Below are 19,078 nucleotides of genomic sequence, written 5' to 3'. Positions count from 1 at the left end.
CGAGTTCACTAACGTTCCTCACGCGAGTATGGAATTCCAAGAGCAGCCGGTGTTCCTGAACGCCTGGTTTTCGTCTCCCTCGTTGTAATAACCAAAACAATAAACGTAAAAATATAAGGAAGCATTTGCAAAAAATAGGACGGAATCATCACGCCTAAAGCCTGAAGATGTAACCCCAGTGAAGCAATGACCCCAAACAGCCAGGCTCCCAACAAAGCGCGAGCAGGATCCCAGACGGCAAAAATAACAAGGGCGACGGCGATCCAGCCACGGCCTGCCGACATGTTTTCAACCCAAGAAGGAGAATAAGCTAAGGATAGATAAGCGCCCCCGGCGCCTGCAAACATGCCTCCCCCTATGACTGCAGCATAGCGAACCAAAAAAATATTGTGTCCCAAGGCATCAACAGCCGACGGATTTTCCCCGGCTGCCCTAAGAAGAAGGCCTGCCTTTGTTATATAAAAGACAAACCAAAGAACAACAACAAGAATCACGCTCAGGTAAACCATAAGATCCTGATTGAATAGAATTTTGCCGATGATAGGAATTTGAGAGAGACCCGGAAGAGGAACAGCTTTAAACGTTGACGTCGGCGGAATTCCGACTAACGTACGACCTAAGTAAGCCGATAAGCCTGTGCCAAAAATCGTCAAAGCTAAACCGCTCGCCACCTGATTGGCCCGAAAAACAATGGTTATTACCGCATGAATTAGGGCCATAAGTCCGCCGGCGACGATAGCTACCAGTAAACCCAGCCATTTATTCTGGGAAAACGTTCCCACGTAAAAAGCACTTACTGCCCCCACGAGCATCATGCCTTCAACCCCCAGATTCAAAATGCCGGCACGCTCTGTGATTACTTCACCAAGAGAAGCATATAAAATCGGAGTGCCTGCAACAACGCCGGAGGCAAGGATGGCGATTAAATAATTCAGATCCATACCATCATGCCTTCTTTCTTACCAATCGGTAATTATTAAAAATTTCGCCTGCCAGTACGAAGAATAGTATCGAGCCTTGAAACATAGAAACCATGCTTGAGGGAAAACCGGAGGTCTGCAAACTATAGCCTCCTACAAGCAATCCGCCCATTAAAAAGGATACAAGGAGGATACTGATGGGATTCAGACGGGCCAGCAGGGCAATAAGTATGGCGGTATAACCGTAGCCCGGAGAAATAGTCTGCTGTAAGCGGTGGAGAACGCCTGATACCTCAGCCATCCCAGCAATTCCTGATATGGCCCCGCTCAAAAACATAACCATTAAGACATTTTTAATATAGCTCATACCTGCATAATCAGCGGCTTTGCGGCTGGAACCACTGACACGTATCTCATAACCCCATTTAGAATACTTAAGAATAAAAAATAGAATAACTGCAATAATAGCCATTAAAAAAAGCGCATAGCTGATGCGAGTGTTCCCGAAAACAGGAATTGTTCCGTTATCTGAAAACTGCTTTGTCAGGGGAAAGTTATTTCCTTTCGGATCCTTCCATGGGCCATATACAAGGTAGGCAATCCAAAGGTAAGCCACATAGTTAAGTAAAAGAGAACTGATCGTTTCATTAACATTCCAAAAGGCCTTCGGCAGGGCAGGAATCAAAGCCCAAAGTCCCCCACAAATTAACCCTGCGAGTAACATCAGGGGCAGAAGTACCAGTTTAGGCAAACCGGAAAAGAAGAGAGCAAAATAGGTTGCCCCAAAAGCTCCCATATAAAATTGGCCTTCCGCTCCAATGTTCCATAATTGCATACGGAAAGCCAAAGAGACCCCCAAGGAGCACAAGGCAAGAGGAATCATTTCTACGATGGTTTCACTTAAGCCATAGATAGAACCTACAGAGGATTGCACTATCTCAGTGTAAAGTTCCAAAGGGTTTTTCCCGGTAAGCAGCACAAAAAGACCCGCAAAGATTAAACCCAGGATGATGGAAGTTACAGAGATGACAACCTTCTTTAACCCAGAGCTTGTATTTGTTTTCTTTATCTCCCAACTTCCTAAAAGTTTATGCTTCATGAAGACCTACCTTTCTTTTGCCGGCCATCATCAGACCGATTTCTTCACGCGATGTCTCGTTCGGCTTAACGACACCCATGATTTCTCCCCCGTGCATAACGATGATGCGGTCTGTCATGGAAAGGATGTCTTCCAGGTCTTCCGAGATAAGAAGTACAGTCTTGCCCTTCTCACTCTCTCCGATAAGCAAACGTCTTACATAATCCGTGGCACCAATGTCCAGACCGCGCATGGGATAAACAGCGATAATCAATTTAGGATTGGAATCGATTTCCCGTGCCAGAAGGAGCTTCTGAATATTTCCTCCCGACATCATTTTAACGGGATTGGACATACTCGCCAACCGAACATCAAATTTCTCAATCAATTGTTCAGAATCATGTTTGACTTTGTCCCAGGAAATAAAGGCTCCCGGATACTTGCGATAGCTTTTAAGCGCAACATTTTCGTAAGCGTTAAGGTCGGTCACGAGACCGGTAGTCATACGATCCTCCGGTACATAGCTAATACCGAGGTTAATTCGCTTTTTACGCCCTGACTTTGTACAATCCTTGCCGCAGAAAGCAATAGTTCCTTGTTTGGCAGAACGCAGACCTGCCACCGTTTCTGCCAGTTCTTTCTGCCCGTTGCCGTCAACACCGGCTATGCCGAGGATTTCTCCTTTATATATATCCATTGAAATATTTTTCAATTTTAATAAACCATTGTCGCCTAAGGCTGAAACATTTGCTAAAGTCATGAGTATATCAGTTTTGGCAGACAACGTCTTCCCAGTTGTGGAGGAAATATTTCTGCCAACCATCATTTTGGCAAGCTCTATTTCATTTGTCGTTTTCGTTTGAACAGTCCCAATAGATCTCCCGTCTCGGAGAACAGTGATAGAATCGGTGTTTTCCATAACCTCGTTCATTTTGTGAGAGATAATGACAATAGCTTTTCCGCTTGCGGCCATCTTTTGCAGGGTAGTATAGAGGGCCTTGGCTTCTTGAGGTGTCAATACGGCCGTTGGCTCATCAAGAATTAAAAATTTAGCACCCAAAAGCAGTAATTTTATAATTTCCACCCTTTGCTGTTCACCGACCGAAAGCTGCCAGATTTTCGCCTTGGGATCAATAGAAAGCCCAAAAGCTTCCGATTGCTCAATAATTTGCCTTTCGATCTCTTTGAGGTTGTATATTTGTTTTAGCCCTTTAATGCTGAGCATAATATTTTCAGCGACGGTGAAGGGCTGAACAAGTTTAAAATGCTGATGTACCATGCCAATACCCTTGTTGACCGCATCCTTAGGTGAAGAAAATTCAACCTTCTTGCCTTCAATATATATTTCGCCCCCATCGGGCCGATACAATCCAGTGAGCACGCTCATTAACGTACTCTTCCCCGCTCCATTTTCCCCCAAGAGAGCATGAATTTCGCCTTTGTTAACGACCAGTGAAACTTGATCATTAGCAAGGATACCCGGAAACTCTTTTGTGATTTTGCGCATTTCCACCATGGGTGTATTCCCCATCGATCTCACCCTTTCAACATTATCGCAAACCGGCGAGAAACTCGCCGGTTTGCGGATAACATCATTCTTCTGTTCTAGCCGGTTAAGATTTGGGAATTGATCCCACAACGCCTTTGACAAACCAGTTGATGGAAAGGAGCATCTCATCTGTGGCTTTATCACCGTCTTTAACCTTTAAGTTACCGTTTTGATCGTAAACCGGTCCTGTGAAAGGAACAAATTTACCATCGATAATATCTTGTCGTTTCGCTGTGACAGTTGCTTGGAAATCTTTATCGACTTTGGAGCTAAAGGGTGTTATATCGATAACACCGCCATCTTTGATTCCGCCAAAGTATTGACTTGATTTCCAGGTTTTGTTCATAACATCTTTGACTACTTGAACAAAGTATGGGCCCCAATTGGAAACGTCACCTACGAGGATAGAATTAGGGGCAAACTTCGACATATCTGAATCGTGGCCGATTGCCAGCACACCTCTATCCTGGGCTGTTTGCGCAAAGGATGGCGAATCCACATGCATAGCAAGAACGTCAGCGCCGGCATCAATCAAACTATTGGCCGCCGTTTTCTCTGTTGCAGGATCGTTCCATGAATTTGTCCAGACTACTTTAACTTGAACTTTAGGATTTACCGATTGGGCGCCAAGAGTAAAGGCATCGATATTACGGATGACCTCAGGGGTACCAAACGGTGCCAGGAAGCCGAGAATATTGCTCTTTGTATATTTGCCGGCAACCATACCGGTCAGATAGCGGGCTTGATAGTCACGATTGAAATATGTGCCTAAATTGTCTGTTGTTTTATAACCGCTGCAATGTTCGAAGACGACATTCGGGAATTTTTTAGATACATCTTTCATGTAATCCATGTAGCCATAGCTGGTACCGAAAATAATATTGTAACCCTTTTGAGCAAGATCTGTGAAAGTACGTTCACAGTCAGCAGTTTCCGGAATGTTTTCAACATAGGTTGTCTCAACATTCTTCATATGAGATTCCAGGTATTTTCGGCCTTGATCCTGAGCATAAGTATAACCGAAATCACCTACTGGTCCGACATATACAAAGGCAACTTTAATTTTTTGACCTGCAGACTGACTGCTTCCTTGATCCGAAGTCGCTGCCGGCTTACTGGTTTGCGAGCAGCCACTAAGCAGCAGGGTCAAGATCATGACAAAGACTAGCGTAGAAATACTGATTTTCTTAGATAATTTCATGCTCTTTCCTCCACTAATTATTCTTGGATTACGTTATCAAAATTAAAGTCTTTACATCCCCTCTTCCTGACTTGACAGTCTATATTCACAAAAATACAGCTGCATTGCCGTCTTGCCTCCCGATTTTCGTGAATAGTACAGACATATCCCTAGACCAGTTTAAATCTATATCTTAAAAATGCCGTGGCAATGCAACCAAATTTTATCCTGCCAAAACCGACTATTAATGTACTTACCTTTTGTGAAGATTATAGTAAATCCTAAAAGAAATCTGTAAAAAACATACCACTATTTAAGAAATTAATTATGTAAAATTGGCCTCTATTTCTTATGTTTTCCAGATAAACAAAAAAGAGAAGTTATATATCCCGGAAATAACCGGAAATTATAGCTTCTTTGCTACCTAATCTAATACATTGAAGACTAGCTATGAACTAAATTATAATAGGTTTTTCTTCATAGTTCAAGTAGTCTAACCCTGCTAGCTTCTCTATTATAGCTTATATTAATTAATTAATTTAGTTGCTGATAAAGAGAGATTGGCACCTGATATTTTTGATATACTCTTGGGAATACTTAATAAAGTTTAAGCAAAAATCTCTTTTACTAAAGGAAAGGAATCATTATGCCATTACCCTTGATTCAGCATCCTGAACTCAGTCCTAATAGCCAAGCTTTCCCCTTCGTAGAACAGCTCCTCACCAGAAATAAGCAACTTGGTACTAATGTGACTAAAAGTCACGGCGTAACCATTATTGATTGCGGCATCCAGGTACTGGGCGGTTGGGAGGCAGGTGTTTTATACGCTTCAGTGTGCTTGGGCGGTTTAGCTAGGGTTGAACTGCATTGGTCTCATCTTAAAGATTTTCCCTGGCCGTCCGTGGAAGTGATAACTGATCATCCTCTAAGGGCTTGCTTAGCGTCTCAGTATGCTGGGTGGCCGATTAAGAATGGCGAAAAAGTAGTTTTAGGTTCCGGGCCTATTCGCTCCATCGTTCATGAGGGTGGTCTGTTCGAAACGCTAGGGTATAGAGATGAATCAAATACTGCAATTATCTGCCTGGAAAGCGACACTCTTCCGACTGATGAGGCAATTGAGCAAATATTGGAGGTATGCAATTGCGCTCCGACAAGTCTCTATATCTTAGCGGCACCAACGGCTTCCTTCGTGGGTTCTGTTCAGGTAAGCGCCCGTGCCTTAGAAACCGGTCTATCAAAACTAAGGTTGTTGGGTTATGATTTAGGAAAGATTGTTTCAGGTTGGAGTACCTGCCCGCTCCCCCCCATAACAAAAGATAACCTTCGGGCTTTAGGGCGTACAAATGATGCGATTCTCTACGGGGCAACGGTCTATTTTAACCTCCAGGATGATGATAAGACCCTAGAATCTATAGTCAAACAAATTCCTTCGTCCTTATCCCAATATAATGTTCAACGATTTGAAGAACTTATAGAACGTCACGGAAATTTCTACGAACTTGATCCTACAATATTTAGTCCGGCTGAAGTCTGGCTTAACAACATCAACAGCGGCAATTCCTTTCATGCCGGAGCTGTAAATATCAATCTCTTACGTCAATCTTTCTGTATAAAAGCATAATGAACAAAATGCGATCAAGTTAATCTTTATGTTGAGGGGATATCAATGCTTGATGTTTGTTTATTGGGGACAGGAGGCATGCTGCCGATTCCCGGCAGATGGCTGTCTTCCCTTCTGATCCGCTGGAACGGAAAAATGATTCTGGTCGATTGTGGCGAGGGAACTCAAATCCCATTAAGAATGGCGGCATGGGGTTTTAAGGCTATCGATGCCATCCTATTTACTCATTATCATGCAGACCATATAGCCGGATTACCTGGGCTGCTTCTGACGGTTGCCAATTCCGGAAGATCAGAAGTCCTAACCTTAATCGGGCCTCCAGGCTTAAAAAAGATAGTTGATGGCCTGACAGTCATTTCACCTCTACTGCCCTACGAATTAAGACTGATCGAATTGCCGGATGCTGAGGTTGGTGAAACATCCCTTCACCAAATTCTTATCAAAAGTTTACCTGTCGACCATTCCCTTGCCTGCTTGGCCTATTCTATCGAACTGCCGCGGAGCAGAAAATTTAATGCCGCGAGGGCTGAAGCCCTAAATATTCCTGTATATTATTGGAAGTCTCTTCAGCAAGGTTTTACTTTAACTTATGGAAATCACACAATTAGCCCAGAGATGGTCTTGGGCGACATAAGAAAAGGTATTAAAGTTTGCTACTGTACGGATACCAGGCCAACAGAAGACTTAGTAACATTCATCAGTAATTCAGACCTTTTAATCTGTGAAGGAATGTACGCCAAGGAAGAGGATCGGGAAAAAGCAATTCAAAAAAAGCATATGACATTTTCTGAGGCCGCATTACTCGCCCGTGAAGGACACGCAGCCGAACTCTGGCTCACTCACTATAGTCCCTCCTTAACAGATCCAGAAAACTACGTTGAGGCCGTCAGAACGATTTTCAGAAATACAATTACAGGACGAGACCTGCAGCATAAAACCTTAAAGTATCGCTAGAGATTGAACTAAGAAAATTGTGATTTTCTGTCATTCACCATTCCTAAGGCCAATGATTAAAAGCACTTCAGGCCACGAAGTGAATCTTAGCCAAGCCAATTTAATGTAAAAATTTATAAAGATTTCACCTTTTCTAATAGAAAACGGCTTGACTTAGAGTAGACTCTAAGGTTTATTCTAGGAAATGAATAATGTTTTAAACTGGGGGAGTATGTATGGAAAAGTCAAAAGTTTATTTTACGAATTTACACACAACAATAAATGAAAACTTACAGCAAAAACTAAACCGTTTGATTAAAACTGCCGGAATACAGCAAATCGATTTTGACAAAAAATTTGTCGCCATTAAAATCCATTTTGGCGAGCCAGGGAATTTGGCCTATTTACGCCCTAATTTTGCCAAAACAGTTGTAGATATGGTCAAAGATCTAGGTGGAAAGCCGTTTCTCACAGATTGTAACACCTTGTATGTAGGGGGACGAAAAAACGCTCTTGAACATTTGGAATCTGCCTATGTCAACGGCTTTTCTCCTTTTTCTACAGGCTGTCACCTTCTCATTGGTGATGGCCTGAAAGGGACTGATGAAGTTTTGGTCCCTGTTGAGAACGGCGAATATGTTAAAGAAGCGAAAATCGGTCATGCTATTATGGATGCCGATATCATAATTTCTTTAAATCATTTTAAAGGCCATGAGCTTACAGGTTTTGGCGGCGCCCTAAAAAATATTGGTATGGGATGCGGCTCACGGGCAGGTAAAATGGAGATGCACAGTAATGGTAAACCCCATGTTTCTCAAGAACAGTGCGTTGGCTGCGGTATGTGTACAAAAATTTGTGCTCATAGTGCTAATAGTGTTGCTGATCATAAAGCGTCTATCGATCATAATAAGTGTGTTGGCTGTGGTCGTTGTATTGGAGTTTGCCCAACTGGAGCGATTATGGCAGCTTGGGATGAATCTAATGACATCTTGAATAAGAAAATGGCAGAATATTCCTGGGCCGTTCTCCATGATCGCCCAAATTTCCACATCAGCTTAGTTATTGATGTTTCTCCTTTCTGCGACTGTCATGCCGAAAACGATATTCCGATTGTTCCGAATGTAGGGATGTTTGCCTCCTTTGATCCGATTGCTCTCGATGTAGCTTGCGCCGACGCAGTCAATCGTCAGCCGGTCATGAGTGGAAGTCTGCTCGAAAAAAGCGACCACAATCATAGTGATCATTTTACCGACGTTAATCCAAGCACCGACTGGAAAGTAGGTATAGACCATGCAGTAAAACTAGGTCTGGGCAGCAAGGCGTATGAATTGATTACAATCTAATTAGAGGAGTCGTATTTTAATGGGATATACGATCAGCCAGGTAGCAAAAAAATTTGATCTTACTGCACACACCATTCGCTATTATGACAAAGAAGGTCTTCTGCCCTTTGTCGATCGAAGCAAAACGGGAAATAGGGAATTTACAGATGATGATCTTGATTGGATAAAGCTCATTTGTTGTTTGAAAAACACCGGAATGCCCATTAAACAAATCAAGCAATACATTGAATGGTGCCTTTTAGGGGATAAGACCCTGGAAATTCGCCGACAAATGTTTATTGACCATCGAAAAGAAGTCCTAAAACAGATGGAAGATTTAAAAGAAAACCTAAAAACTATTGATCACAAACTCAAATGTTATGCTAAAAGCTGCAACATTTCACCCAATACCAGACAAGTACACTCATTATAACGATAACGCTAATCAGTAATTTGCAGGTTTTAAAAAGAAAAGCTTCCTTGCTGCTATGATGTCTTGAGCAGTCGGGAAGCTTTTCTTGATAATCCCGTCCCAATCGGGTAAGCAAAAGGTTTTTAATCAGCAGCCTCTTCCTTAGGCCAAGTGATAGGAAACTTATTCGGATGATTCAAGGCATAAGGCAATGAAGCGACTCCCAAGTGCTGCTTGGCAATAATATTAAGCAATTTTTGCAGCTGAAACCCTAAGTTGCCGTTCCAATGCAGTAAAATTACGCTTCCGGGAGCAAGGGGTTTTCCATTATATGTCTGAAGTCCACTGTCACTCATGGTTGCATTCCACATGATTAAATGTTTCATACCGGCTTGATATGCAGCTTGACAAACTGTTTGATTATAATCCCCGTAGGGTGGACGGAAGAGTGTAGGTGTTGAAAATGATGTTAAATAGCTTTGCGCAGTTTTAATTTGGCTCAGCACATCTGCTGGGGAATCTTTCGTCAGATCCGGATGAGATACTGTATGATTCTCGATGTCTCCTCCTGCGGCAACAAATGATCGCCAAAAATCCGGGTGCTCCTTAGCAGCATTTTCAATTAAAAAGGCCGAGATCGGTACATGCTGGGCATGCATGATTCCTAATACAGAGTCATCCGGGTACCATCCATCATCTATCGTTATGAACACCACGTTCGCTGTGGCAGGAAGAGACCAAATAACATCAGCTGCAGGGCCATTAAGATGATCTGCTGAGGCTGAGGATTGGCTTGAGGTATTCTCTTCCGGCTTTTCCGGCTTGGTCGCAGGGCTTTGAGAGGGTGAAGATGAAGACGAAAGTGAAGACATTGTTTGGGGAGACGTCTCAGCAGAGTTAGGCGAGGAATTACCAGAATTTGAATCCGTTCCGTCGTTCATTGTCTTAGCCTTCGCAGGAGGTGAATTATTGCTACTCCCCAAGGACTGAGAAACAATAGACGCCTTCGTTGCTGCATTGCCGTTAAACCACATAGCACCTAAAACTGTCAGGCCAACAATTAATCCGCCCAAACCTGTTAAAATGGTAACAATTACTGCCTTTTTTCTCCTCAAAGTTTCACATCCTTAGTACCGATTAAACTGCAGCTATAATCTTGAGGCTAATAATGACATTATGCACGAAGCTCTATGGAATTTTACTCCTCATTCTAATTATTCGACACCCCGAGCTTATTACCTCTTCTTTTTAACACTGTCTTGTACAATCAAATTCCCTTAATATAGCGAAAGGCCAAAAAGATAAGGCCCTCATTACCCAGAACGTAATGAGAGCCTTTATTATATTAGGAAAAAGCCTTGTCTAATACTATTTATTAAAATCAACTAACTGAACTGAGGTAGTATATCGACCTACCTGATTATCTTGTGTGACATAATCAAGTTCCAGATTGAACGTTTGGTTTTTTTCAAACTTAAAAGTATCTCGCCCATTTTCATTATTGAGTTCTGAAATATATAAATCGAAATCTGCTAAACCGTCTACCCGGTACCCATTATCATTCTGAGGCAATATTTGATTACCAAGGCTGTCAAAAACAGCCATCTTATATCCGTCTATTGAAAGGTTTTTGTTATATATCCATCCCCATTTAAAAGACTTGCCAAATTCAGAATAGCGAATCCAGATCGATTTTACAGCTGACGATTGGTTAAATGGGACAGTCAGATGAAAATGTCCGTCCGGTTGTCCATCAGTTTTTAAGTCATTTGGACTTAATTGATCCTTATCTAAGCCAATCCACTTAAGGGAGACCGTCGTTAAGGACGTTGGATCGGCAGACGCAGCTTGTCCCTGCGGGGTCGAGGCTTGTGATTTCGAGGTTTGAGTTTCTGCATTCGTTGTTGAAGCTGTTGTTTTCACTTTAGCAGCGCTACATCCCATTAGGGCAAAAATTATCAGCATTAAAGCGATGGTTTTCAGAACCTTCATCTATTTTACCTCTCTAACTTTTTAAATTAATACCTCAAAAATACCTCAAAAGAACAACTTGCACATCTTTACCTCTTACATTCTCTCTCAAATCACTACAGATGGCAACTGTGAAAGCCTAAAATTGAGCAAACTTTAAATACAGATCAGACATCGGACCATTAAGTCAATTCTTTGATGGCAATACAGCTTAAGTCCTTCAGACAGTTCATTTCATCTTCTATTTTCACGTGGGTCTAAGATTTATAATACAATGTGAACATTGTCTTAAGAAAATGTGAACTATCATTTACCTTGAAGGATTCTATACATTCGTAGAGAATAATACCAACAGATTCTTCACCATGTATTTATGGGGGTGACCTAAAACTCTATTCAACGATTCATAGACTTTGATGCTTCTTTAAAAAATTAAACTAGAGAGGAGGAGATACTATATGAAAATTAAGTCGATTAAAATTAAAAGTCAAATTCTTGCTCTAGCTGTCTTTGTTGGATTGGGGGCCTGCTCTCTTACTAATGGAATGCCAATTCCCACTGCAACAAATCAGAAGCTGGCGTCTTCTTTCGAAATGTTTAGAAATTTCCAGCACAAACATATGCCAATTCCTCAACTTCAAGAACCACAAAGTTCCAATACCACGACTACTACGACTACCCTTCCGGAAAACACCCAAGGCTCTGAGAATTGGGCAGGATACATTAATACTCCCGATACCGGAGAGAGTTATACAAGTGTTTCCGGAAGCTGGACGATTCCTACTATTAGTGCAAGTCAAACAGATGCCGTAGCGGCCCAGTGGATTGGTTTAGGGGGAGTATCCTCTACAGATCTTTTGCAAATGGGGACAATTGAAGAAATTGATAACGGTCAGCCCGTTGCTAAGGTGTTTTGGGAGGAATTGCCCTCGACAGCCCAAAACGTCATGACTGTCCCAATTGGCTCCACCATTAGTGCCAGTATAGCCCCCTCCACAGGCTCAAGCTCAACATGGACGTTAACCTTTACCATTAATGGTGAGACGCCAAGTCAAACAATTCCTCCTGTAACATTGAGTTCAGATTATGCACAGGGAATAGGAACTTCGGCTGAGTGGATTAGTGAAGATCCTTCCAATCAGAATGGACAATTATATCCGTTAGCAAATATGGGATCGGTCACCTATCATTCTGCAATGGTAAATGGACAATCCTTAAAATCCATTGGCAACGTACAGCCTGTTGCCCTCGTTTCCCAAAGCGGTGATGTGTTAATTGCTCCTTCAGAACTTGGATCTGATGGTGAATCATTCTCGACCAATGTTGTAAACTCAGCTTCAAGTACTGGAACGAGCCAAGGATATCGTCCAAATAGAACTCAGAGATTTCCTTCCAGTTGGATTCACGTCTCTATCACCCAGGGATCACAAGATGACGGGTTTGTCTGGACTTGGGAATTTTAAAGCTCGTAATAACCTGTAACAGACGCACAATTATAACCAGGCATAAATTCATGCCTGGTTTTTGCATTTTAACAATTCACACGTCCTTAACAGATTCGCTGGCAAGAAGCCTTAATTTATAGATACTGCTATTCGTATAAATTTCCAAGTGATCCGAAGTTCTCTTTATACTTTTTATTCGGCTGAGACTAGTAACATTGCATTCACCATCTTCAAAAAATATGAGTTTGCCTTTCGCCCCGACTTCAATATCCCGAAGCCAAACCTTTCTGCCCCATCTATATCGAGACGATGGCACTTCAGGTAAGAGGAGGTCAAAAACACCTTCAATTATTGCAACATCTTCGTTCATTCTCCTGCCCCCCTACTCAAAGAGTTTCCTTTTATCAGGATATGCCAAGGCGAACTAACTATTGTATAGTTTCAATAAGCATGATGAAACCATGTTCATTCTTAACCATCTTTACAATTATCATTCTACACTTTTCCTTTATATTCCTTCTATAAACCAAAGTATCTTTACCTTTTTCATTAAGGTTCTATTCAATTTTTAAGACCCCCACTTCTATATTCACTCTCTCTTAGAAGATCACAAACTAAAGGAAACTCTTACAGTCGTCCCCAGGTTACTGGTCTGAAAATTAATAGTGCCCTTATGACGAGCTACGATGTTTTCACAAATAACTAAGCCTAATCCGATTCCCCTTTCCTTCGTGGTCAGGAACGGAGTCCCTAGTTGATTTAGAATTTCCGGAATTATGCCGGGACCGTTATCCTGAATTTGTAAAACCAATAATTTATTTGAGGATGTTGTAGTTATGGTAACCGTCCCCCCTGTTGTAATAGAATCCAAGGCATTATCAACTAGATTCCTAATCAATTCTTTAATTTCATTTTCATCTAAAAAAATATCCGGAATTTCTTCTAGATAACATTTAATTATTTTACCTTGCGCCTCGGCAGTAACTTGAATTGACGGTATCATCGTTCTTAATAGTTGATTAAGATTTTTAAGTTCCAGGTTGAGAACCTTGTCATTTGAGGCGAGAATTAGTTGACTTAGAATGTAGTTAGCGCGGTTAAGTTCCTGAAGCATTAGAGTACAATGTTCTGCGAACTTATCCTGAGTTAGCTTTTGGCGAATTGCTAGTTGGAGAAATCCATGAACACCTGTGATTGAATTTCTAATTTCATGGGCTAACCCTGAAGCAATCTTTTCAAGTATAGTTAAGTCTTCTCTGTTAAGAGAAGCCATCTTCAAACACTTTTGTTCTGAACTATTTCGTATAATACTTACCAATAGCTTTTCAGATCTAATCATAATTTGCTGAGAGTTTACTTCAACCGAAAATCGTTCTCTATTTCGTCTAACATGATAGGTTTGAAAGGTTATCCCTTTTTCAATTGCTTGTCGCAGCTGATCGTGAATAAGATCCTTTGTCTCCTCTGCCCTAAGGTCGTGAACTTTCATGCAGCTTAACTCTTCCCGAGTATAGCCATAGGCCTTTAAGGCAGCCCTATTAGCTTCAAGAATTTGCCCTTCTAAATTAACGATTAATAAGCTGTCATGAAAATGGTCAAAAAGCTTGCGATAGTTTCTGAGCAAATTATCGCGCCTAATATCCCTTTTCAAGCCTGAAGGTTCTTGAACGCTAATCTCGCTTAAAGACTCTATTGTCTCTCTGCGTAAACCACTAACTCTGTCAAGTCTGTTCAGATAATGTTGTCGATTATGTCGAGTATTATCACGTTTACCGATAAAACCATGAGATTTAGAAAGGAATTTCGATTTAATCATATTTTTTTCCGGGTAAATATACAATGAGCAATCCACAAGTTTATTTTGATTTTCCATCATTAAAATCATTCCTTTCTAAACTTATTCATCGAGATGTTTCTAATAGAGATTAGGAACTCACCCGCACCTCCTTTTTAGTCAGTCATTTGTCGAGGCAATGAATTACTCTTAATTCCAATTAATAACTATTAAAAGATACTTCTTCAAGACAGACCTATTCTCCTCTTCCGGACGGAAAATTTTTGTAATTCTAACTTTTTGGAATACTAAGCGGCAACCTCTTGTATTTTGTATAAAATTTAAAATATAAAGGAGATTGTTATTGTGTGTCGAATTCAGAATTATATTTAATTTTGGATTTCTTATTTAATAACGGACAAAATAGAGGAGGGATAAAACACTAATTAAACCTTTATAAAAGTGTGTAAAACTCTATTGATAATTTATATTGGTTTACCATTACCAATAGAGGTGTATTGACTTGAACTATTATTCAATTGGTGAATTTGCCAAACTTATTGGTAAGACTGAGCAAACATTAAGAAACTGGAACAAAAGCGATACCCTAAAACCTCAACATTGCCCCCAGTGGATACCGTTATTACTCTCAAGAACAACTTAATCATTTCTTAGGTATTAAGGGCAACTTACAACTGAAGAGAACGACTACGACTATCGGTTATTGTAGAGTTTCTTATAATTGGGCATTAAACAAGCAAGAGAAGAATTATACCAGTGGTGGAAAATTTCTCTCAGATAATGATTTAAAACACACCAATCCTAGAGTATCATTTGACGGAAAGTATTGGTATCTCGGTGTAGGAATTGAGCAAGAACAAATTATAGAGCAATTGACGGATGAAATAATAGGCATTGACGTTGGTGTTAAAGAACTTGCAGTATGCTCTAATGGAATGACATTTAAAAATATCAATAAGTCTCAACGTGTTAAAAAGCTAGAGAAACGGCTTCGTAGGTTGCAACGTAAAGTTTCTCGTAAATATGAAATGAATAAGGAGGGAAACCGTTTCGTCAAAACCAGCAACATTATAAACGTCGAAAACCAAATCCGTATGCAACATCGAAAGTTAAACGGAATCAGAAATAATCATATCCATCAAGCCACAAATACGATAGTGAAAACCAAACCTTGTAAAGTGGTTATGGAAACCTTGAACACCTTGAACATCAAGGGAATGATGAAAAATCGACATCTATCTAAAGCTATAGCCAAGCAAAGACTGTATGACTTTAAGTCGAAACTTCAATACAAATGTGAACGATTTGGTATTGAGTTTGCAGAAGCAGATAAGTGGTATCCATCAAGTAAGTTGTGTTCCTGTTGTGGAACTATAAAACAAGACTTGAAGTTATCTGACAGGATATATAGATGTGAATGTGGCTTAGTGATAGATAGGGATTTCAATGCTTCCATCAATCTTTCGAGATATAAATTGGCAGTCTAGCACCTAAAAGCAACTGTCAATATGTAGGATACGTTGCATCCGAATTTAAGCCTGTGGAGTGTTATATCAAACGAAAGTAGTCTTCGGACAAAATCGGATACGATGAATCAGGAAGCAAACAGAACTTTTTCAGACTTTTATAAAGTTTTGGCAACGGTCGACATTATGCCTGATTTCGGAAATCCGTTTTCCGGCCTAGCAAAAAACTGCAAACTATCCGAACAAGAATTAATAAGAGCCATTCGCTTCATGATTTCTGCAGAATATGAAGCTATCCAGCTATACATGCAGCTGGCTGAATCCATAGATAATCAATTGGCCATCGAAGTCTTAACGGATATTGCTGATGAGGAAAGAGTTCATGCCGGCGAATTTATAAGACTCCTAAAAGAATTGGCTCCAGATGAAGAAAAATTTTATACTCAAGGAGCACAAGAAGTCGAAGAAGAGATAAAAAAAATTACTAAAAAGTAACTGCTCCTTACAACAACAATTAGCAGTGAGCGCACGTCTCACTGCTAATTGTTGTTGTAAGGTAGTTACCGCCCATTCCATTTAAATTTAATTGTTATTTGTTTTTTAGCATCTCCGCAAATCAAATCCTTTCTTACAGGTTAAATAACTTTTTGAGGATATTTAGTTTATTCTCATAAGGTGGGTATCTAAGTTTTATATCGATTATATTAGACTTTTTAAGAATGCTTTTAGTATGTGTAAAGGTATCAAAACTCCATTTTCCGTGATAACTTCCCATTCCGCTTTCTCCCACACCACCAAAAGGCAGTTTCGAGGTCGCCAGATGAACTATCGTATCGTTAATACATCCTCCTCCAAAAGATATACTTTGAATAATCCGCGACTCAATCTCTTTACTTGTTGTAAAGAGATATAAGGCAAGTGGTTTAGAGCGGCTATTGACGAACTGAATTACCTCTGAAATATCGGTGAACTCCAACAACGGTAATATTGGCCCAAAAATTTCTTCTTGCATGATCGGGTCTTCCCTAGCTATGTTGTCCAGAACTGTTGGAGCAATGCGAAGACGATTTTCATTACAATCCCCGCCGATGAGAACCACNAAGACTTTTTTCATTACAACCCCCGCCGATGAGAACCACTCCATGATTCAAATATCTTCTGAGGCGGTTGAAGTGTTTAATATTGATGATCCTAGGAAACTCTTCATTTTCACAAGGATTTCTCCCATAAAATTCCGATATATACTTTCGCATACCATTAATTAATTCCCTTTTTACGTCCCTGTGAACAAAAAGGTAATCTGGAGCAACGCAAGTCTGTCCGGCATTTAAAAATTTCCCCCACACAATTCTCCTGGCAGCGAGATCAAGGTTCACATTCTTATCTACAATGCACGGACTTTTCCCTCCTAATTCCAATGTCACAGGTGTAAGATTTTTGGAAGCCGCAGCCATCACAGTTTTTCCTACCGAAACACTTCCTGTAAAAAAAATATAATCAAATTTCTCATCGAATAAGGCTTGGTTTGCTTCCCTTCCCCCTTCGATTACTGCACAAAAATGTTGTTCAAAACATTCACTCAAAATTTGCGCAATGATAGCCGACGTCGCAGGGGAATAGGCCGAAGGCTTAACAACCGAACAGTTTCCACCTGCAATGGAACCGATTAAAGGGGCAATGGTAAGTTGGAAAGGATAGTTCCAGGGCGACATGATCAGCGAAATACCATATGGTTCAGAGACTCTATAAGACGTTGATTTAAAATGCAGCACTGGAGTGCCCACCCTTTTAATTCTCATCCAGTGGGGAAGATTCTTTATGGCATAATTAAGTTCCTCGAGAACTGTTCCTATTTCGGTAGCATAGGCCTCGAAAGCAGACTTATTCAAATCGCTTTTTAAAGCAGCTAGAATCTCCTTTTCGTATTTGACAATCGATGCCTTCAAAATCTTCAAGGCATCCAGGCGATAGTCCAAACTCAGGGTTTGACCGCTATTAAAATAACTCCTTTGCTTGCAAAGGATCTCTTTTATATTCATTAAAATCAACCCCCATTATCAATTTGTTCTACTTTATAATTGAGTAATAGATTTTCGTCATGTCATTATTTGACATGATTTTAGGCACGGGATAAAGAGGATTACTTTCTGCCAAAGCACGTTTAACCATCAAAGGGATATCACTCTCAACGATAAAGTCCACTTTATTAGGTATCCCCATACTTTTATTAAGACTTTTAATTGCTGCAATAAAACGTCCTGCTTTTTGTTCAAGGGTTCCGCCCGAAACACTTAAGTTAGCCAAATCGGCCAGCTCCGCCAAAGGTTTGTGTGCAGACTCACCATAGAATTCCAAAACATATGGCAAGACAATTGCATTTACTAAACCGTGAGGAGCTGCATAAAACCCGCCAAGTGTATGCGCAATTGCATGGGCATAACCAACATATGCGCGCGTAAAAGCTAATCCGGCCAAAAATGAAGCCTTTTGCATTTTTTCTCTTGCAAGAAGGTTCTTTCCATGAGAATATGCTTCATAAAGGTTTTCAAATATTAATCGTACTGCTTCTCTACTATACTGTTTTGTCTTTTTGGTATTGCTTCTTCCAATAAAGGCCTCTACGGCATGGGTTAAAGCATCCATCCCCGTCGTTGAAGTAATTTGCTGCGGCATATTAACTGTGAGCATTGGATCAAGTACTGCAACTTGAGGGATCAGGGCAAGGTCGTTGATGGCATACTTTTCATAGGTCTTGTTGTCGGTTATAACTGCAGCAATTGTTGCTTCGCTCCCCGTACCCGACGTTGTTGGGATAGCAAAAAGAGGAGGTATTTTCTTCCGTACTTTAAAGATACCCCTCATCTCCGGAATGCTCTTTTGAGGCCTAGCAACACGTGCACCCACCCCCTTGGCGCAATCCATTGGAGATCCTCCGCCAAAGGCAAAGATACCCCTGCATTGATTTACATTATACACCTGCAATGCTTCCTCAATGTTGCTAATGGTTGGATTTGGAACTGTTTCATCATATATAATATAATCTATCCCCTCCTCACTTAAACCGTTAAGTAATCCATCCATAAGTCCAATAGAAACAATCACTTTGTCGGTAACTATTAAGAGGCAATCGATACCTTTGCTTTTAATTAATCCAGGCAGCTCATTTAAACTGTTTCTCCCTTGCAGTAACTCCGGCTCACGCCAAGGCAGAAAATATGCAAAAACGTTAAATACAGTTTGGTAAATTCTGCAATATGATTTATACATTCCCTTACCCCCTTTTCATTGCAGTATGAAAGTATTCATGAATATCAAAGATATTCACGTCAAAGAAATTTGATATGATTGTTCCTTCTGAAACCTGAAAAGTCAAGCCGACAACTAAA

At 40.6% G+C, this 19,078-nt stretch carries 16 protein-coding genes and 2 pseudogenes; 8 read left to right on the top strand and 10 right to left on the bottom strand.

The annotated features are described in order from the left end of the window. Window positions 1-8: 8 nt before the first annotated feature. From B5Y67_RS01230 to B5Y67_RS01215, 4 genes are all read right to left on the bottom strand, one after another. On the bottom strand, window positions 9-941 hold the full coding sequence (locus tag B5Y67_RS01230; RefSeq protein ID WP_088224771.1) for an ABC transporter permease: 933 nt from the start codon (window positions 939-941) through the stop codon (window positions 9-11). Between the two features lie 4 nt (window positions 942-945). Beyond that, window positions 946-2,019 (bottom strand): ABC transporter permease, encoded by a 1,074-nt coding sequence (locus B5Y67_RS01225; protein ID WP_088224770.1) that lies wholly within the window; start codon window positions 2,017-2,019, stop codon window positions 946-948. Next, complete coding sequence (locus B5Y67_RS01220; RefSeq protein WP_242975769.1) at window positions 2,009-3,529, bottom strand: ABC transporter ATP-binding protein; 1,521 nt, start codon at window positions 3,527-3,529, stop codon at window positions 2,009-2,011. The genes B5Y67_RS01225 and B5Y67_RS01220 overlap by 11 nt, the downstream gene beginning before the upstream one ends. A gap of 82 nt (window positions 3,530-3,611) precedes the next feature. Beyond that, a complete protein-coding gene (locus tag B5Y67_RS01215) occupies window positions 3,612-4,748 on the bottom strand; it encodes a BMP family ABC transporter substrate-binding protein (protein WP_088224768.1) in 1,137 nt (378 codons plus the stop codon). Window positions 4,749-5,373: 625 nt separating this feature from the next. Here B5Y67_RS01215 and mch point away from each other — a divergent pair. The 4 genes from mch (at window position 5,374) to B5Y67_RS01195 (ending at window position 9,036) form a co-directional block, all read left to right on the top strand. Then, complete coding sequence (gene mch, locus B5Y67_RS01210; RefSeq protein ID WP_088224767.1) at window positions 5,374-6,348, top strand: methenyltetrahydromethanopterin cyclohydrolase; 975 nt, start codon at window positions 5,374-5,376, stop codon at window positions 6,346-6,348. Window positions 6,349-6,393: 45 nt separating this feature from the next. Further along, window positions 6,394-7,302, top strand: a complete 909-nt coding sequence (locus B5Y67_RS01205) for a ribonuclease Z (protein ID WP_088224766.1) — start codon at window positions 6,394-6,396, stop codon at window positions 7,300-7,302. 215 nt (window positions 7,303-7,517) lie between these two features. Continuing rightward, window positions 7,518-8,624, top strand: coding sequence for a DUF362 domain-containing protein (locus tag B5Y67_RS01200; RefSeq protein WP_088224765.1), 1,107 nt, complete (start codon window positions 7,518-7,520; stop codon window positions 8,622-8,624). 19 nt (window positions 8,625-8,643) lie between these two features. Next, entirely contained in the window at window positions 8,644-9,036 is a 393-nt protein-coding gene (locus B5Y67_RS01195) for a MerR family transcriptional regulator (RefSeq protein WP_088224764.1), read from the top strand. A gap of 122 nt (window positions 9,037-9,158) precedes the next feature. Here B5Y67_RS01195 and B5Y67_RS01190 read toward each other — a convergent pair whose 3' ends face one another. Both B5Y67_RS01190 and B5Y67_RS01185 read right to left on the bottom strand, forming a co-directional pair. Continuing rightward, window positions 9,159-10,130 (bottom strand): polysaccharide deacetylase family protein, encoded by a 972-nt coding sequence (locus tag B5Y67_RS01190; RefSeq protein WP_088224763.1) that lies wholly within the window; start codon window positions 10,128-10,130, stop codon window positions 9,159-9,161. Between the two features lie 253 nt (window positions 10,131-10,383). Next, window positions 10,384-11,007: a hypothetical protein gene (locus tag B5Y67_RS01185; RefSeq protein ID WP_088224762.1), complete on the bottom strand. Its 624-nt coding sequence runs from the start codon at window positions 11,005-11,007 to the stop codon at window positions 10,384-10,386. 437 nt (window positions 11,008-11,444) lie between these two features. Between B5Y67_RS01185 and B5Y67_RS01180 the strand changes: the two genes are divergently transcribed. After that, window positions 11,445-12,449, top strand: coding sequence for a G1 family glutamic endopeptidase (locus tag B5Y67_RS01180; protein ID WP_088224761.1), 1,005 nt, complete (start codon window positions 11,445-11,447; stop codon window positions 12,447-12,449). A 76-nt stretch (window positions 12,450-12,525) separates the two neighbouring features. Here B5Y67_RS01180 and B5Y67_RS01175 read toward each other — a convergent pair whose 3' ends face one another. Together B5Y67_RS01175 and B5Y67_RS01170 are read right to left on the bottom strand one after the other, a co-directional pair. Beyond that, entirely contained in the window at window positions 12,526-12,801 is a 276-nt protein-coding gene (locus B5Y67_RS01175; RefSeq protein WP_088187492.1) for a hypothetical protein, read from the bottom strand. A gap of 237 nt (window positions 12,802-13,038) precedes the next feature. Then, complete coding sequence (locus tag B5Y67_RS01170) at window positions 13,039-14,307, bottom strand: ATP-binding protein (RefSeq protein WP_170932546.1); 1,269 nt, start codon at window positions 14,305-14,307, stop codon at window positions 13,039-13,041. 421 nt (window positions 14,308-14,728) lie between these two features. Between B5Y67_RS01170 and B5Y67_RS25650 the strand changes: the two are divergent. The 3 genes and pseudogenes from B5Y67_RS25650 to B5Y67_RS01160 all read left to right on the top strand — a co-directional run. Continuing rightward, window positions 14,729-14,942, top strand: a pseudogene (locus B5Y67_RS25650) (MerR family transcriptional regulator); the annotation flags it as partial. Beyond that, on the top strand, window positions 14,922-15,713 hold the full coding sequence (locus B5Y67_RS01165; protein WP_242975771.1) for a transposase: 792 nt from the start codon (window positions 14,922-14,924) through the stop codon (window positions 15,711-15,713). The pseudogene B5Y67_RS25650 and the gene B5Y67_RS01165, both read left to right, overlap by 21 nt. Window positions 15,714-15,815: 102 nt before the next feature. Continuing rightward, window positions 15,816-16,187: a ferritin family protein gene (locus B5Y67_RS01160; RefSeq protein ID WP_242975768.1), complete on the top strand. Its 372-nt coding sequence runs from the start codon at window positions 15,816-15,818 to the stop codon at window positions 16,185-16,187. A gap of 133 nt (window positions 16,188-16,320) precedes the next feature. On the opposite strand, the pseudogene B5Y67_RS01155 reads toward B5Y67_RS01160, so the two are convergent. Together B5Y67_RS01155 and B5Y67_RS01150 are read right to left on the bottom strand one after the other, a co-directional pair. After that, a pseudogene (locus B5Y67_RS01155) lies at window positions 16,321-17,731 on the bottom strand (aldehyde dehydrogenase). Window positions 17,732-17,759: 28 nt separating this feature from the next. Next, window positions 17,760-18,959: an iron-containing alcohol dehydrogenase gene (locus B5Y67_RS01150; protein ID WP_088224759.1), complete on the bottom strand. Its 1,200-nt coding sequence runs from the start codon at window positions 18,957-18,959 to the stop codon at window positions 17,760-17,762. Window positions 18,960-19,078 lie beyond the last annotated feature (119 nt).

Source organism: Desulfosporosinus sp. FKB (assembly GCF_002196705.1).
Taxonomy (GTDB): Bacteria; Bacillota; Desulfitobacteriia; order Desulfitobacteriales; family Desulfitobacteriaceae; genus Desulfosporosinus.
Note: the sequence above shows the minus strand (reverse complement) of the source record. Positions and strands in the feature narration are given on the sequence as shown.

Bases quoted from the DNA above. Each gene is read 5' to 3' on its own strand.
- B5Y67_RS01230 (WP_088224771.1), bottom strand. From the start codon at position 941: ATGGATCTGAATTATTTAATCGCCATCCTTGCCTCCGGCGTTGTTGCA.
- B5Y67_RS01225 (WP_088224770.1), bottom strand. From the start codon at position 2,019: ATGAAGCATAAACTTTTAGGAAGTTGGGAGATAAAGAAAACAAATACA.
- B5Y67_RS01220 (WP_242975769.1), bottom strand. From the start codon at position 3,529: ATGGGGAATACACCCATGGTGGAAATGCGCAAAATCACAAAAGAGTTT.
- B5Y67_RS01215 (WP_088224768.1), bottom strand. From the start codon at position 4,748: ATGAAATTATCTAAGAAAATCAGTATTTCTACGCTAGTCTTTGTCATG.
- mch (WP_088224767.1), top strand. From the start codon at position 5,374: ATGCCATTACCCTTGATTCAGCATCCTGAACTCAGTCCTAATAGCCAA.
- B5Y67_RS01205 (WP_088224766.1), top strand. From the start codon at position 6,394: ATGCTTGATGTTTGTTTATTGGGGACAGGAGGCATGCTGCCGATTCCC.
- B5Y67_RS01200 (WP_088224765.1), top strand. From the start codon at position 7,518: ATGGAAAAGTCAAAAGTTTATTTTACGAATTTACACACAACAATAAAT.
- B5Y67_RS01195 (WP_088224764.1), top strand. From the start codon at position 8,644: ATGGGATATACGATCAGCCAGGTAGCAAAAAAATTTGATCTTACTGCA.
- B5Y67_RS01185 (WP_088224762.1), bottom strand. From the start codon at position 11,007: ATGAAGGTTCTGAAAACCATCGCTTTAATGCTGATAATTTTTGCCCTA.
- B5Y67_RS01180 (WP_088224761.1), top strand. From the start codon at position 11,445: ATGAAAATTAAGTCGATTAAAATTAAAAGTCAAATTCTTGCTCTAGCT.
- B5Y67_RS01175 (WP_088187492.1), bottom strand. From the start codon at position 12,801: ATGAACGAAGATGTTGCAATAATTGAAGGTGTTTTTGACCTCCTCTTA.
- B5Y67_RS01170 (WP_170932546.1), bottom strand. From the start codon at position 14,307: ATGATGGAAAATCAAAATAAACTTGTGGATTGCTCATTGTATATTTAC.
- B5Y67_RS01160 (WP_242975768.1), top strand. From the start codon at position 15,816: ATGAATCAGGAAGCAAACAGAACTTTTTCAGACTTTTATAAAGTTTTG.
- B5Y67_RS01150 (WP_088224759.1), bottom strand. From the start codon at position 18,959: ATGTATAAATCATATTGCAGAATTTACCAAACTGTATTTAACGTTTTT.